The following is a 15326-nucleotide window of genomic DNA, read 5'->3' as shown; positions in this document are numbered from 1 at the left end:
GCGTCCCGCGGGCCCGGCTCCTTTGCGCGCGGCCGGCGTCCCGCCGCCCGGTGTCACTCGCCCAGCATCCGCCGCAGGCCGTCCCGCAGCGCCACCCGCTCCCGCTCGGAGAGTCCCGCGAGCGGCTCGCGGGCGAAGCGCAGCGACTCGCGCAGGCTCCGCGCCACCCGGCGCCCCTCGTCCGTGGCCGCCGCGACCTTGACCCGCCGGTCGGCGGGGTCGGGCCGGCGCTCGACCAGGCCGCGCGCCTCCAGCCGGTCGACGATCCCCGTGACGTTCGACGGCTCGCACTTCAGGCGCTGGGCCAGCCTGCGCATCGGCAGCGGCTCCAGCGACAGCAGGCTCAGCAGCCGCGCCTGCGCCCCGGTCAGGGCGTGCTCCGCCGCGGCCTCCTCGTAGTCGGCGTGGAAGCGGGCCACGACCTCGCCGATGAGCTCGACGACCTCCAGGGTCAGCGGGTCGGGGCGGCGGGCGGTCGGTGGTGTGGCCATGGTCTCCAGGGTACCCGTTTGTTTGACAACCTGAAATTTTCAGGTGCATCGTTGTTTCAGGTACTGAAACATCAGCAGCACCGCGTGAGGAAAGGCGCCCCCCGATGACCGACTCCCCCACCCTCCCCGCCGTCAGCCGTGCGTGGCACCTGCTCAGCCGGCCGGTCGGCTGGCCGAAGCCCGAGGACTTCGCCCTGGTGGAGGCGGAGCTTCCGACGCCGCGCGAGGGCCAGGTCCTGGTCCGCAACAAGTACCTCTCCGTCGACCCGTACATGCGCGGCAGGATGAGCGCGGCCAAGTCCTACGTCGCCCCGTTCGAGCTCGGCAAGGCCATGCAGGGCGGTGCCGTCGGCGAGGTCGTGGCCTCCGACGTCGAGGGCCTGGCCGTCGGCGACCACGTCCTGCACTTCCTCGGCTGGCGCGAGTACGCGGCCGTGGACGCCCGCAGCGCCGTGAAGGTGGACCCCGGGGCCGCGCCGCTGTCGGCGTACCTCGGCGTGCTCGGCATGACCGGCCTGACCGCGTACGCGGGCCTGCTGCGGACCGCCGCCTTCAAGGAGGGCGACGCGGTGTTCGTCTCCGGCGCGGCGGGGGCCGTCGGCTCCCAGGTGGGGCAGATCGCCAGGCTCAAGGGCGCCTCGCGGGTCATCGGGTCCGCCGGGTCCGCGGAGAAGGTGAAGCTGCTCGTCGAGGAGTACGGGTTCGACGCGGCCTTCAACTACAAGGACGGGCCGGTGGGCGAGCAGCTGCGCGCCGCCGCCCCCGACGGCATCGACGTGTACTTCGACAACGTCGGCGGCGACCACCTGGAGGCCGCCATCGGCTCCCTCAACGAGGGCGGCCGCATCGCGGTCTGCGGGATGATCTCGGTCTACAACAACACCGAGCCCGCCCCGGGCCCGCGCAACCTCGCCCGCCTGATCCAGACCCGCGGCCGCATCGAGGGCTTCCTCGTCGGCGACCACTACGACCTCCAGCCGCAGTTCGTCCAGGAGGTCGGCCCGTGGGTCGCCTCGGGCGCGCTGAAGTACCGGGAGACCGTCGTGGAGGGCATCGAGAACAACCTGGAGGCGTTCCTCGGGGTCCTGCGCGGCGACAACACCGGGAAGATGATCGTCAAGCTCTAGCCTTCACCGGATTTCCGGCATGCGGTAGCTTTTTTCCGAAACCGCCGGCGGCCTGGGCGCGAGTCGCGGCGGACGCGAGGAGGAAGACACCCGCATGTCCATCCAGCAGAGCGACGTCCTGTACACCGCGGTGGCCACCGCCGAGAACGGCCGCGACGGCCGGGTCGCCACCGACGACGGCAGGCTCGACCTGGTCGTCAACCCGCCCAGGGAGATGGGCGGCAGCGGCTCCGGCACCAACCCGGAGCAGCTGTTCGCCGCCGGCTACAGCGCCTGCTTCCAGGGCGCCCTCGGGGTGGTCGCCCGCCAGGAGGGCGCCGACGTCTCCGGTTCGACCGTCACCGCGAAGGTCGGCATCGGCAGGAACGACGACGGGTTCGGGATCATCGTGGAGATCTCGGCCGCCCTACCGAACGTGGACGCCGGCACCGCCCGGGCGCTGGTCGAGAAGGCGCACCAGGTGTGCCCCTACTCGAAGGCGACGCGCGGGAACATCACCGTGACGCTGGCCTGACGGCGCTCGTCGCGCACGGCGGAGGCCGCACCCCCGGACGTGGGGTGCGGCCTCCGCCCTGTCCGGCGCCGGTCAGACGGCGCGTGCCGCCCGGTGCACGGCGAGCGCCAGGCGGTCGTTCTCCGGCGCCGCGCCGCCGGGGAAGGCGAAGCGGCGCCGCGTGTAGCCGTAGGCGAGTCCGGCGCGCGGGTCCGCGAACGCCTGCGAGCCGCCCGCGCCGCTGTGCCCGATCGTCCCCGCGCCCAGGAACGGGTACCAGGTGTCGGCCGTCGCCTGGAAGCCGAGGCCGTACGCCTTGTACGCCCGGGCCACCAGGTCGTGGCCGACCGAGTGGAGCTGGCCGAACTCCGCGACCGTGTCCGGCTTCAGCAGCGGCGCCTTCCCGTCGACCTCGCCGATCGCCGCGGCGTACATCCCGGCCAGTCCGCGCGCGGAGGCCACCCCGCCGACCGAGGCCGGGCCCTTGGCGCGGACCACCCGCTCGTTGGGCAGGGACTCCAGGTCCGTCGGCTCGGTCCCGTTCCGGTTGAAGGCGATCGAGGCGAGGGTGTGCGGGCCGGTGGGCACCGACTCCAGCGCGGCCCGCTGCTGCGGGGTCGGGTCCATCGGCCGGGTGCTGCGGAACCGCGGCTCCAGGGCCGCCGGCAGACCCAGGTGGAAGTCCAGCGCGTACGGGGACCGGATCCGCTCCTCGTACACCTCCTGGAGGGTGCGGCCCGTGGCGCGGCGGACGACCTCGCCCGCCAGGGCGCCGATGACCAGCGCGTGGTAGCCGAACGCCGTGCCCGGGCGCCAGAACGGGCGCTGGTCGGCGAGCCGTTCGGCGATCACCCGGTCGTCGGCCAGCTCGGCGAGGGTGAAGCCGGTGTCCGCGCCGACCAGGCCCGCGCGGTGCGCGAGGAGGTCGCGCAGGGTCAGCGCGCCCTTGCCCTCGGCGGCGAACTCCGGCCAGTAGTACGTCACCTTGCGGTCCGGCTCCAGCGTGCCGTCCTGGACGAGGAGGGCGACGACCAGGTAGGCGGCGCCCTTGGTGGACGAGTAGACGCCGTACAGGGCGTCCGGTCCGGTCCCCGCCCACAGGTCGACGACTCTGCGGCCGTGCACGTAGGCGCACAACTGGCCTTCGTAGTCCGGCCGTTCACCGGCCACGAACGCGGCGAACTCCTCGCGCACCTGCTCGAAGCCGTCGGCCACCGTGCCGTGGATCTCCTGCGTCATCCGCTCTCCTCACCTGAACCGCTGGGTGCCACTGTGATCAATGCCCGTGTCACCTGCGGGAACTCCCCCTCCGGGTGGCCCCGGAAGAGTGGTTCCGCGCCGACCGGGACGGCCGCCGTGCACCGGGCGGTCCGGCAGGCCGCGCGGGCACGGCTCCCGTGGTGCGCACGCGTACCTCCTCCAGGGCTTGCCGAGACCGGTACGGCGAGGTGTACCGCTTCGACTCGGCCGGCGACAAGGCCGCGCCGGTGTCAGGGGCGTCCCGTGCGGCCCCGGAGACAGGCCGGGGGCGCCGCCGCCGGCCCCGGTCCCGGTCCCGTCAGGTGCACCACCACAGGAAGCGGTCGCACGTCGGCGTCGGCGTCGGCTCGGGCGCCGGGGCCGACGTCGTCGGGTCGGAGCTGGGCGCGGCCGTCTCGGCCGGGGCCGTCGGCTGCGTGACGGACGGCGGGCGGGTCGGGGAGGTGTCCGCCGAGGCCGACTGGGCGGCCTCGCCGGTCTCGCCCCCGGGGGTCTGCGACTCCTCGGCGCTCGCGGACGCCGACGCCGAGGCCGACGCCGACGGGGAGCCGGAGGCGCCGGGAGAGGAGGAGCCCGACGCCGTGGTGGTGCCCGGGGCGCCGGCGGCGTCCGCCGGCACGGCCGTCCCGCCGGCCTCCCGCGACGCCTCGCCGTCGGCGGACGCGCCCCCGGCCGACGCCGGCGCCGGCGTCGCTCCCGGTGCGTCCAGGCCGAGTTCGGCGAGGCTCAGCCCGCCGGCCGCCAGCACGAAACCGGCGGCGATCAGCAGGGTCCGGCGGCGCCTGCGGCGGTGTGCGGCGGCCTTGCGGTCCCGCCGGCTCGCCCCGCCCGGCCCGGCGTCCCGGCCCCGCCGCGCGGCCCGGCCCGCGGGCTCGTCGTCCTCGTCCTCGTCGGCGCCGCCGGTGCCGGTCTCGGCGTCGGCTTCGGCGTCGGTCCCGGTGCCGTCGCCGGCGCGGGGGTCGGCGTGGCCCTCGCCGGGGAAGCCGCCGGGCCCGTGGGAGCCGTAAGGGTCACGGGGATCGCCGGGGCCGGCGTCGCCGCCGTCCCCCTCCGGGACACCGCCGGCCGCGACACCGCCCGCCGCGACACCGTCCGCCGGGGCGGCCAGGTTCGCGGCCTGCGCGTCGCCGTACCCGTGGCCGTAGCCGCCCTGGTACGCCCCGTGCGGCTCCGGGTGGACGGCGCTCGGCTGCGCGTACGCGGGGAGTGCCGCGGCGGGGGTGCCGCACCCCGGGCAGGCGAGGGCGCCGTTGAGGTGCCGTCGGCACGGGTGGCAGTAGTCCATGACGCCGGAAGGTTAAGTTCCGGCCAGGTCACGTTCCTAGATCCAGCTGTGAATGTTCTGTGGGGAACCCTCGCTTCCCGCCCTGGCGAAACTGTCGAAACCGTTATGCGCGCGACCCATTGACACCCCCGCCGCCCTCTCCTTACTGTCACGCCAGCATTTCGAACGTGTGCCGAAATATCGAACACGCTCGAATGCCGCAACAGAGCCGACAAGCAGCAGACGACGCAGCAAGGGGCAACTGCCGTGCGCATCACCGGAATCAGCACGCACGTGGTCGGGACGCCGTGGCGCAACCTGACCTACGTTCAGGTGCACACCGACGAAGGGATCACCGGAGTCGGCGAGACCCGGATGCTGGGACACACCGACGCCCTCCTCGGTTACCTCAAGGAGGCCCAGGTCAACCACATCCTCGGCTCCGACCCGTTCGCCGTCGAGGACCTCGTGAAGCGGATGAAGTACGGCGACTACGGCCGGGCCGGCGAGATCGTGATGTCCGGTATCGCCGTGATCGAGATGGCCTGCTGGGACATCAAGGGCAAGGCCCTCGGCGTCCCCGTCTGGCAGCTGCTGGGCGGCAAGGTCACCGACAAGGTCAAGGCGTACGCCAACGGGTGGTACACGACCGAGCGGACCCCGGAGGCGTACCACAAGGCCGCGCAGCAGGTCGTGGAGCGGGGCTACCGGGCGCTGAAGATCGACCCCTTCGGCACCGGCCACTTCGAGCTCGACCACGCGCAGACGCTGTACGCCGTCTCCCTCATCGAGGCGGTCCGGGACGCCATCGGCCCCGAGGCGGAGCTGATGCTGGAGATGCACGGCCGCTTCTCCCCCGCCACCGCCGTCCGGCTCGCCCACGAGATGGCGCCCTTCAAGCCGGCCTGGCTGGAGGAGCCGGTCCCGCCGGAGAACCTCAAGGCGCTGAAGAAGGTCGCCGAGAAGGTCGACATGCCGGTCGCCACCGGTGAGCGCATCCACGACCGGATCGAGTTCCGCGAGCTGTTCGAGGACCAGTCCGTCGACATCATCCAGCCGGACGTCGGCCACATCGGCGGCATCTGGGAGACCCGCAAGCTCGCCGCGACCGCCGAGACCCACTACATGCTGGTCGCCCCGCACAACGTGGGCGGCCCGGTGCTGACCGCCGCGAGCCTCCAGGTCGGTTTCACCTCCCCGAACTTCAAGATCCTGGAGCACTTCAACGACTTCGCGGACGCGGAGATCAAGAAGGTCGTCAAGGGCGCCCCGCAGGTGGTCGACGGCTACTTCCACCTCTCCGACGCGCCCGGCCTCGGCGTCGAGCTGGACGTCGACGCGGCCGCGGAGTTCCCGCAGCAGCAGGCGCGCTTCGACCTGTGGGCCGAGGGCTGGGAGCAGCGCAAGCCGAAGGCCACGCAGTGAGCACCGCGGTCGTCGTCGAGGGGCCGGGCGAGCACCGGCTCGTCCCGCACGAGCCCCGGCCGCCCGGGGCCGGCGAGGCCCTGGTCCGCGTGCACGCGGCCGGCATCTGCGGCAGCGACCGCGAGGTGTACCAGGGCAACCGCCCCGAGGGGTACGTGCGCTACCCGCTCACCCCCGGCCACGAGTGGTCCGGGACGGTGGAGGCGGTCGGGGCCGGCGTCCCCGGCTCGCTCGTCGGCCGCAAGGTGGTCGGCGAGGGGTTCCGCAACTGCCAGGTCTGCGACCGCTGCCACGCTGGCGAGACGACGCTGTGCACGGCCGGCTACGAGGAGACCGGCTTCACCCAGCCGGGCGCGATGGCGGCCACGCTCACCCTGCCGGCCCGTCTCCTGCACGTCCTCCCGGACGACGCCGACCTGACCGCCGCCGCCCTGCTGGAGCCGGCCGCCTGCATCGCCGCCGCCGCGCTCAAGGCGAACGCGCGGCCGGGCGAGAAGGTGGCCGTGGTCGGCACCGGCACGCTCGGCATGTTCGCCGTGCAGTTCCTGCGGGCGACCTCGCCGGCCGAGCTGCTGGTGGTCGGCACCCGCGACGACCGCGCCGCGCTGTCCCGGGCCTACGGCTGCACCCGCTTCCTCACCAAGGACCAGCCCCTGCCCGACGACCTCGACGTGGTCATCGAGACCGCCGGGTCGGCGGACGCCGCCCGCACGGCGGCCGGGCTGCTCCGGCGCGGCGGGCGGCTGGTCCTGACCGGCATCCCGGCGCCCGGCGCCGACGGTCTGGACCCGACCGACCTGGTGGTGCGGCAGCTGGAGGTGCACACCGTCTTCGGGGCCCCGCCGGACGCCTGGGCGCACACGGTGCGGGTGTTCGCCGCCGGCCTGCTCGATCCGCTGCCGCTGGTGACGCACGAGCTGCCGCTCGCCGAGTTCCCGCACGCCATCGCGCTGGTGGGGTCCGGCGATCCGAAGGTGGGCAAGGTGCTGCTCCGCCCCTAGCCGTACGCCGGTACGGGGGCGACCTGACGGCCCCCGTACCGGCGTACGCCCACGGCCTCCGGCGCGGTCCCCGCGGGCTCCGCCCGCCGCGCCCGGGCCGTCCGCACCCCGAGCCGCGAACCTCGTCCGACATACCGAACACGAAGGACTTCCCGTGACCGACCCTTCCGCCCCGGCAGCCCGCAGGCCCGGTGAGCAGGCGCTCACCACCCTCGGCCTGGCCGCGCCCGCCCTCGACCCCGCCGACGCCTCGCCGCACACCTTCCCCGGCGGCGGCCGCTGGCGCACCGAGATCCCCTCGTGCGAGGGGCCCGAGGCGCTGGCGGTGGTCCTGAAGGAGGCCTCGCGGCTGGACGTGCCGATCCACCGGATCAGCCAGGGCAGCGGCGTGTGGATGCTGTCGGACGCCGAGATCACCGAGATGGTCGAGGCGACCGGCGAGCGCGACATCGAGCTGTGTCTGTTCACCGGCCCGCGCGGCACCTGGGACATCGGCGGCTCCACCCGCACCGACTCGCGCGGCGCGGGCCTGCGGGCCCGGGGCCACGACGCGGTCGCCGGGTGCGTGGAGGACGCCGTCCGGGCCACGGAGCTGGGCGTCAAGTGCCTGCTCGTGGCCGACGAGGGCGTGCTGTGGACGCTGCACCGGGCGCGCACGGCCGGTCTCCTCCCGGCCGACACCACGCTGAAGGTCTCGGCGCTCATCGGGCCCGTGAACCCGGCGAGCTACGCGGTCTACGAGCACCTGGGCGCCGACTCCGTCAACGTGCCCAGCGACCTGACCCTGGACCACCTGACGGAGATCCGCCGGGTCTCCGCCGCCCCCATGGACATGTACATCGAGGCCCCCGACGATCTCGGCGGTTACGTGCGGATGTACGAGGTGGCCGAGCTGATCCGGCGCGGCGCACCGCTCTACCTGAAGTTCGGCCTGTCCAAGGCGCCCGGGATCTACCCGTACGGCCACCACCTGCGGGAGCTGACGCTGGCCACCGCCAAGGAGCGGGTGCGGCGCGGCCGGCTCGCGCTGGACCTCCTGGCCCGCCACGGAGCGGACGGCGACATGGCCCCGCTGGGCTCCCGGCTGCCGGGTGATCTGCGCAGGTTCGAAACTCCGTCATAACGTTCCGGAAAAGCGGCTTCACAAAAGAAGACACAGCCGCGCACAATCCCACACACCTCCTCTCGGTCTCCCGGCACCACTCCCGGCGCGACCCCGCACCTCCCAGACCGAGCCCTGCACACACATCAAGGATGATGACCATGCGCAACCGCAGAGCCGCACTCGCCGCCATAGCCGGAGCCGCCTCCCTCGCCCTCACCCTGTCCGCCTGCGGGCAGAACAGCGAGGGCGGCAGCGAGGAGGGGGGCGGGGACGCCAAGGGCGCCACCATCGGCATCGCGATGCCGACCAAGTCCTCCGAGCGCTGGATCGCCGACGGCAACAACGTCAAGAAGGACCTGGAGTCCAAGGGCTACAAGACCAAGCTGGTCTACGGCGAGGACGACCCGGACCAGCAGGTCTCGCAGGTCGAGAACCTGATCACCCAGGGCGTCAAGGCGCTGATCGTCGCCGCCATCGACAACAAGTCGATGAACAACGTGCTCCAGCAGGCCAAGGACGCGGACATCCCGGTCATCTCCTACGACCGCCTGATCCTCGGCACCGAGAACGTCGACTACTACGCGTCCTTCGACAACGAGAAGGTCGGCGAGCTCCAGGGCAGCTACATCGTCGAGAAGCTGGGCCTGAAGGACGGCTCGAAGAAGGGCCCGTTCAACATCGAGCTCTTCGCCGGCTCCAACGACGACAACAACACCCGCTACTTCTTCCAGGGCGCGATGAACGTCCTGCAGCCCTACATCGACAAGAAGCAGCTCGTCGTCCGCTCCGGCCAGACCAAGCTCAACCAGGTCACCACCCTGCGCTGGGACGGCGGCACCGCGCAGAAGCGCATGGACGACATCCTCACCTCGGCCTACAAGACCGAGCGGGTCGACGCGGTCCTGTCGCCCTACGACGGCATCTCCATCGGCATCCTCTCCGCGCTGAAGTCCGACGACTACGGCTCCAAGAGCAAGCCGCTGCCGGTCGTCACGGGCCAGGACGCCGAGGTCGCCTCGGTGAAGTCGATCATCGCCGACCAGCAGTCGATGACCGTCTACAAGGACACCCGCGAACTCGCCAAGGTGGCCTCGAACATGGTGGACGCCCTGCTGAAGGGCGAGAAGCCCGAGGTCAACGACGACAAGACCTACGACAACGGCGCGAAGGTCGTGCCCGCCTACCTGCTGGAGCCGGTGGCCGTCGACAAGGCCAACTACCAGAAGGTCGTGGTCGACTCCGGTTACATCAAGGAAAGCGACCTCAAGTAACCCCCGCACCCTAGGGATTGGAAGGCACGACCATGGCGGGACCCGTCCTGGAAATGCGCTCGATCGTCAAGACCTTTCCCGGCGTCAAGGCGCTGTCGGACGTCACCCTGACCGTCCGGCAGGGCGAGGTCCACGCCATCTGCGGGGAGAACGGCGCCGGCAAGTCGACCCTGATGAAGGTCCTCTCCGGCGTCCACCCGCACGGCACCTACGAGGGCGAGATCCTCTTCGAGGGAGAGGTCTGCCACTTCAAGGACATCCGGGCCAGCGAAGAGCGCGGCATCGTGATCATCCACCAGGAGCTGGCCCTGGTGCCGTACCTCTCCATCGCGGAGAACATCTTCCTCGGCAACGAGCACGCCAAGCGCGGCATCATCAGCTGGACGGAGACGCTCCGGCACGCCACCGAGCTGCTGCGCCGGGTCGGTCTGAACGACCACCCCGACACCCGCGTCGCCGACATCGGCGTGGGCAAGCAGCAGCTCGTGGAGATCGCCAAGGCGCTGTCGAAGAAGGTGAAGCTGCTCATCCTCGACGAGCCGACCGCCGCGCTGAACGACGAGGACAGCGGCAAGCTCCTGGACCTGATCCTGGAGCTGAAGAAGCAGGGCATCACCTCGATCATCATCTCCCACAAGCTCAACGAGATCCGCAAGGTCGCCGACTCGGTGACGATCATCCGCGACGGGCGCACCATCGAGACGCTCGACGTGAAGGCCGCGGAGACCACCGAGGACCGGATCATCAGCGGGATGGTCGGCCGCGACCTGGAGCACCGCTTCCCGGAGCGCACCCCGCACGAGCCCCAGGAGGGCGCCGCGCCCGCCCTGGAGATCCGGGGCTGGACCGTGCACCACCCGATCGACCAGCAGCGCAAGGTCGTCGACGACGTCTCCCTGCACGTGCGGCGCGGCGAGATCGTCGGCATCGCGGGCCTGATGGGCGCCGGCCGCACCGAGCTCGCGATGAGCGTGTTCGGGCGGACGTACGGCCGGTACGCGGCCGGCACGGTCCTCAAGGACGGCAGCGAGATCCGCACGAAGTCCGTCCCCGAGGCGGTGAAGCACGGGATCGCGTACGTCACCGAGGACCGCAAGCACTACGGGCTCAACCTCATCGACACCATCAACCGGAACATCTCGCTGACCGCCCTGAGCAAGGTCGCCAAGCGCGGTGTGGTCGACGAGCACGAGGAGCGGCAGGTCGCCGAGGGCTTCCGGACGTCCATGAACATCAAGGCGCCGACCGTCTTCGAACCGGTGGGCAAGCTGTCCGGCGGCAACCAGCAGAAGGTCGTCCTCAGCAAGTGGATCTTCTCGGGTCCGGACGTGCTGATCCTGGACGAGCCGACGCGCGGCATCGACGTGGGCGCCAAGTACGAGATCTACACGGTCATCGACCAGCTGGCCGCCCAGGGCAAGGCGGTCGTCTTCATCTCCTCCGAGCTGCCCGAGCTGCTCGGCATGTGCGACCGCATCTACACCATGGCCGCGGGGCGGCTGACCGGCGAGTTCTCACGGGCCGAGGCCTCACAGGAATCGCTGATGCGTCAGATGACGAAGGACAAAGAGGTAACCCGATGAGCACGGATGTGACCGCCAAGACGCCGGCCCCCGCGCCGGCCGGCAAGAACGGGGCGGGCACGGGCGACGGCCTGCTCCAGCTGATGCTGGACGGCATGCGCCGCAACATGCGGCAGTACGGCATGCTGATCGCCCTCGGCCTGATCGTCGCCCTGTTCGCCGTGTGGACCGGCGGCGACCTGCTGCTGCCGCGCAACGTCTCCAACCTGGTGCTGCAGAACAGCTACATCCTGATCCTGGCGATCGGCATGATGCTGGTCATCATCGCGGGCCACATCGACCTGTCGGTCGGCTCGCTGACGGCGTTCGTCGGCTCGATGGCCGCCGTGTTCATGGTCAGGAACGACATGCCGTGGCCCGTCGCGGTGATCCTGTGCCTGGCCGTGGGCGCGCTGGCCGGCGCCGTGCAGGGCTTCTTCATCGCCTACGGCGGCATACCGTCGTTCATCGTGACCCTGGCCGGCATGCTGATCTTCCGCGGTCTGACGGAGATCTTCCTGGAGGGCCAGACCCTCGGCCCGTTCCCGGAGGGGCTGCAGAAGGTCGCCAACGGCTTCCTGCCCGAGGTCGGCCCGGAGACGAACTACCACAACCTCACGCTGCTGCTGGGCTTCGCACTGATCGCGTTCGTGGTCCTCCAGGAGGTCCGCGACCGCAAGCGGCAGCAGGAGTTCTCGCTGGAGGTGCCGCCCGCCAAGCTGTTCGTGCTGAAGCTGGTCGCGCTCTCCGCCGCGGTGCTCACCCTCACGCTGCTGCTGGCCAGCTACAAGGGCACCCCGATCGTCCTGCTGATCCTCGGCGCGCTGCTGGTCGGCTTCGGCTACGTGATGCGCAACGCGATCATCGGCCGCCACATCTACGCCATCGGCGGCAACCTGCCCGCGGCCAAGCTGTCGGGCGTGAAGGACAAGAAGGTCACCTTCCTGGTCTTCCTGAACATGGGCATGCTCGCGGCCCTGGCGGGTCTGGTCTTCGCCGCCCGCTTCAACGCGGCCTCTCCCAAGGCCGGCCTCAACTTCGAGCTGGAGGCGATCGCGGCCTCGTTCATCGGCGGCGCGTCGATGAGCGGCGGTGTCGGCACCGTGCTCGGCGCGATCATCGGCGGCCTGGTCCTGGGCGTGCTGAACAACGGCATGAACCTCGTCGGCATCGGCACCGACTGGCAGCAGGTCATCAAGGGCCTGGTGCTCCTGGCGGCGGTCGGGTTCGACGTGTGGAACAAGCGCAAGGTCGGTTCGTAAGTCCATCGGGCCCCGCCGGAAGGCGGGGCCCTCCCTCTTTCCGCAGCAGGAGCCGCACATGGACATGAGCAGACGCACCGTCATCGCCGGGGCCGCGGCCGCGGGCCTGACGGCGACCACCCTCGGCACCGCGCACGCCACAGGAGGCAGGAAGCCGGTGAAGACCCTGTTCGGCACGCTCGCCGACGGCACCAAGGTCCACCTCTGGTCGCTGGAGAACGGCGGCACCCGCCTGAAGGTCCTCTCCTACGGCGGCATCGTGCAGTCCCTGGAGGTCCCGGACCGCCGCGGCCGGTACGCCAACATCTCGGCGGGCTTCGACGACCTCGCGGACTACGTCGCCTCCAGCCCGTACTTCGGCGCCCTGATCGGCCGGTACGGCAACCGCATCGGCCAGGGCAGGTTCACGCTCGACGGCAAGGACTACCAGCTCTCCGTCAACGACGGCGAGAACAGCCTGCACGGCGGCGCGCAGGGCTTCGACAAGCGGGTGTGGGACGTCGAGCCGTTCACCCGGGGCTCGGACGTCGGCCTGCACCTGCACTACACCAGCGTCGACGGCGAGCAGGGCTACCCCGGCACGCTGCGGGTGAAGGTCACCTACACCCTCACCAAGCACGGCGACTGGCGCATCGACTACGAGGCCACCACCGACAAGGCCACCGTCGTCAACCTGACCAGCCACGTCTACTGGAACCTGGCCGGCGAGGGCAGCGGCACGATCGAGGACCACGAGCTGACGATCGCCGCGTCCCGCTACACGCCCACCGACGCGGGCCTGATCCCCACGGGCGAGCTGGCCGGGGTCGCGGGCACCCCCTTCGACTTCCGCAAGGCCAAGCCGATCGGCCGGGACATCCGGGTCTCCCACCCCCAGCTGGTCACCGCCCAGGGCTTCGACCACAACTGGGTCCTCGACAAGGGCATCACCGCCCGGCCCGAGCACGCCGCCACCCTGCGCGACCCGGCCTCCGGCCGCACGCTGCGCATCGCCACCAACGAGCCGGGCCTGCAGTTCTACTCCGGCAACTTCCTCGACGGCACGCTGACCGGCCCGTCCGGCCGGACCTACCGGCAGGGCGACGCGCTGTGCCTGGAGACGCAGCACTTCCCGGACTCCCCGAACCAGCCGTCGTTCCCGTCGACGATGCTGCGGCCGGGGCAGACCTACCGGACGACGACGGTGCACTCCTTCGGCCGCTGAGGCCGCGGCACCGACGGCCGTCACCGTTCCTTCACTTGCGTTGAACACCGCTCCGGCCGTCTCCGTATGAAGGGGCGGCCCGCGCTCCCCCGCGCGGGCCGCCCAGAGACGGAGGTTCCATGGCCGACAACGTCACCTCGCTGTTCCGCAGCACCGCGGCGCACAGCCCGTCGATGGCGGCGCTGACGCGAGAGGGCGGGGACGGGGCCGGGCCGGTGGACTTCTGCATCCCGTGCAACCCCTACTTCCCGACCCCGGCCATGTTCGACGAGATGGCGGGCCGGCTGCGGGACATCATCACGTACTACCCGTCGGGCGCCGACACGATCACGGCCGAGCTGTGCGGCCTGCTCCAGCTGCCGCCGCAGTGCGTCGCGATGGGCAACGGCTCCACCGAGCTGATCACCTGGATCGACCACCTGCTGGTCCGCGAGTCCCTCGCCGTCCCCGTCCCCACCTTCGGCCGCTGGACCGACCAGCCGATGGAGACCGGCAAGCGGGTCGACATGTTCCCGTTGCAGGAGTCCAGCGGCTTCGCGCTCGACCTGGCGCAGTACGCCGAGTTCATCCGGGCCCGGGGGACCCGGGTGGCCGTCGTCTGCAACCCGAACAACCCCGACGGCGGCTTCCTGCACCGGCACGCGCTCGTGCAGTTCATGGACGCGATGGCCGACCTGGACCTGGTCGTGATCGACGAGTCGTTCCTGGAGTTCGCCGACGCCGAGGCCGAACCCAGCGTCGTCCAGGAGGCGATGCTGCGGCCCAACGTCATCGTGCTGCGCAGCCTCGGCAAGAACTTCGGCCTGCACGGCATCCGCTTCGGCTACCTGGTCGCCAACCCGGCGCTGGCCGGCCGGGTCCGCTCCATGCTGCCGAAGTGGAACCTCAACTCCTTCGCCGAGCACGTGGTGTTCATGCTGAAGGAGCACGGCGCCGAGTACGCGCAGAGCCTGCTGCAGGTGCGGCGCGACCGCCTGGAGATGGCGAGCCAGCTCTCCGCGCTGCCCGGGCTGACCGTCTACCCCTCCCAGGGCAACTTCCTCTTCGTGCGCCTCCCCGTGGGCGCCGAGGGCACCGTGGTCCGGGACCGGCTGCTCACCGAGCACCGGATCCTGGTCCGCGAGTGCGGCAACAAGATCGGTTCGTCCAGCCGCTTCCTGCGTCTCGTGGTGCGCCCCCAGGTCGACGTGCGTCGCCTGGTGGCCGGCCTGGAACAGGTGCTCTACGGGGCGTCCAGGAGGGGAGCCGCCGTGCCCGGGCCGGCCACCGGGACCGGCTACAGCTCGGGCACGGCGGCGGTGGACCGCCTGGTGAGCCAGACCAACGGGTCCGGCATGCGGGACCTCGCCGCCCAGGCCGCCGGTGCCGGTGTCCCGGGGCTCACCGCCCCGGCCGCCGGCACCGGCATGCCGCTCCCCGCCGCCGCGTCCGCCGCCCCGGCGGCCGCGGCCGGCGGGATGCCGGTGCCGACGGCGCCCCAGCCCGCCCCGCAGCCCCTCCCGGCGGCGGCCCCGCCGCTCGCTCCGGCGGCCCAGGACCCGGCCCCGCCCCTGGCGCCCGCCGCCCCGTTCCCGGCGCAGCCGTTCGCGCCCGCGGCACAGCCGTTCGCGCCCGCGGCGCAGGCGCCGATGCCCGCGCCGCTCCCGGTGGCCACCGGCCCCACCCCGCCGGGCGTCCCCGCGCGCGGCGGCCTCACCGCCGCCCAGGTCCGGGGCATGACGGGTCCGGCGGCGGGCGCGCAGGCACTGTCCACGGCCCCGGCGACCGGCTGGCCGGGCCAGGAGGGCCGGCCGGACACCCGGCAGAACTGGCCGGACGCGGCGGGCATGAGCCAGGCGGGCTGAGCGGCCCCCGGGACGGC

At 72.0% G+C, this 15326-nt stretch carries 13 protein-coding genes; 10 read left to right on the top strand and 3 right to left on the bottom strand.

Annotation, left to right across the window (positions count from 1 at the left end; translation table 11 throughout):
* Positions 1-53: 53 nt before the first annotated feature.
* A complete protein-coding gene (locus ACIF8T_RS02610) occupies positions 54-491 on the bottom strand; it encodes a MarR family winged helix-turn-helix transcriptional regulator (protein ID WP_400030354.1) in 438 nt (145 codons plus the stop codon).
* A gap of 104 nt (positions 492-595) precedes the next feature.
* Between ACIF8T_RS02610 and ACIF8T_RS02605 the strand changes: the two genes are divergently transcribed.
* Both ACIF8T_RS02605 and ACIF8T_RS02600 read left to right on the top strand, forming a co-directional pair.
* A complete protein-coding gene (locus ACIF8T_RS02605; protein ID WP_400030352.1) occupies positions 596-1618 on the top strand; it encodes an NADP-dependent oxidoreductase in 1023 nt (340 codons plus the stop codon).
* A gap of 94 nt (positions 1619-1712) precedes the next feature.
* Complete coding sequence (locus tag ACIF8T_RS02600; RefSeq protein WP_400030350.1) at positions 1713-2132, top strand: organic hydroperoxide resistance protein; 420 nt, start codon at positions 1713-1715, stop codon at positions 2130-2132.
* A gap of 72 nt (positions 2133-2204) precedes the next feature.
* On the opposite strand, the gene ACIF8T_RS02595 is transcribed toward ACIF8T_RS02600, so the two are convergent.
* The gene (locus ACIF8T_RS02595; protein ID WP_400030348.1) at positions 2205-3350 is read right to left on the bottom strand and encodes a serine hydrolase domain-containing protein; all 1146 of its coding nucleotides are present in this window, start codon (positions 3348-3350) and stop codon (positions 2205-2207) included.
* 319 nt (positions 3351-3669) lie between these two features.
* Positions 3670-4656, bottom strand: coding sequence for a hypothetical protein (locus ACIF8T_RS02590; RefSeq protein WP_400030347.1), 987 nt, complete (start codon positions 4654-4656; stop codon positions 3670-3672).
* A gap of 246 nt (positions 4657-4902) precedes the next feature.
* On the opposite strand from ACIF8T_RS02590, the gene ACIF8T_RS02585 reads away from it, so the two are divergent.
* From ACIF8T_RS02585 to ACIF8T_RS02550, 8 genes are all read left to right on the top strand, one after another.
* Positions 4903-6060 carry a mandelate racemase/muconate lactonizing enzyme family protein gene (locus ACIF8T_RS02585; protein ID WP_400030345.1) on the top strand — a complete coding sequence of 386 codons (1158 nt, stop codon included), beginning with the start codon at positions 4903-4905 and terminating at the stop codon, positions 6058-6060.
* Positions 6057-7061: a zinc-binding dehydrogenase gene (locus tag ACIF8T_RS02580; RefSeq protein ID WP_400030343.1), complete on the top strand. Its 1005-nt coding sequence runs from the start codon at positions 6057-6059 to the stop codon at positions 7059-7061. Before ACIF8T_RS02585 ends, ACIF8T_RS02580 begins: the two co-directional genes overlap by 4 nt.
* 154 nt (positions 7062-7215) lie before the next feature.
* Positions 7216-8184: a hypothetical protein gene (locus ACIF8T_RS02575; protein WP_400030341.1), complete on the top strand. Its 969-nt coding sequence runs from the start codon at positions 7216-7218 to the stop codon at positions 8182-8184.
* Positions 8185-8324: 140 nt separating this feature from the next.
* Positions 8325-9437 carry a multiple monosaccharide ABC transporter substrate-binding protein gene (gene chvE, locus ACIF8T_RS02570; protein ID WP_400030339.1) on the top strand — a complete coding sequence of 371 codons (1113 nt, stop codon included), beginning with the start codon at positions 8325-8327 and terminating at the stop codon, positions 9435-9437.
* A gap of 32 nt (positions 9438-9469) precedes the next feature.
* Positions 9470-11020, top strand: coding sequence for a multiple monosaccharide ABC transporter ATP-binding protein (mmsA, locus tag ACIF8T_RS02565; RefSeq protein ID WP_400030337.1), 1551 nt, complete (start codon positions 9470-9472; stop codon positions 11018-11020).
* Positions 11017-12261, top strand: a complete 1245-nt coding sequence (mmsB, locus tag ACIF8T_RS02560; RefSeq protein WP_400030335.1) for a multiple monosaccharide ABC transporter permease — start codon at positions 11017-11019, stop codon at positions 12259-12261. The genes mmsA and mmsB overlap by 4 nt, the downstream gene beginning before the upstream one ends.
* A gap of 58 nt (positions 12262-12319) precedes the next feature.
* Entirely contained in the window at positions 12320-13465 is a 1146-nt protein-coding gene (locus tag ACIF8T_RS02555) for an aldose epimerase family protein (RefSeq protein ID WP_400030333.1), read from the top strand.
* A 119-nt stretch (positions 13466-13584) separates the two neighbouring features.
* On the top strand, positions 13585-15309 hold the full coding sequence (locus ACIF8T_RS02550; RefSeq protein ID WP_400030331.1) for a pyridoxal phosphate-dependent aminotransferase: 1725 nt from the start codon (positions 13585-13587) through the stop codon (positions 15307-15309).
* The last annotated feature ends 17 nt before the right edge of the window (positions 15310-15326 follow it).

This window comes from Streptomyces sp. NPDC085946, assembly GCF_044540485.1.
Taxonomy (GTDB): domain Bacteria; phylum Actinomycetota; class Actinomycetes; order Streptomycetales; family Streptomycetaceae; genus Streptomyces.
This window is presented reverse-complemented; position numbering and strand designations above follow the sequence as displayed.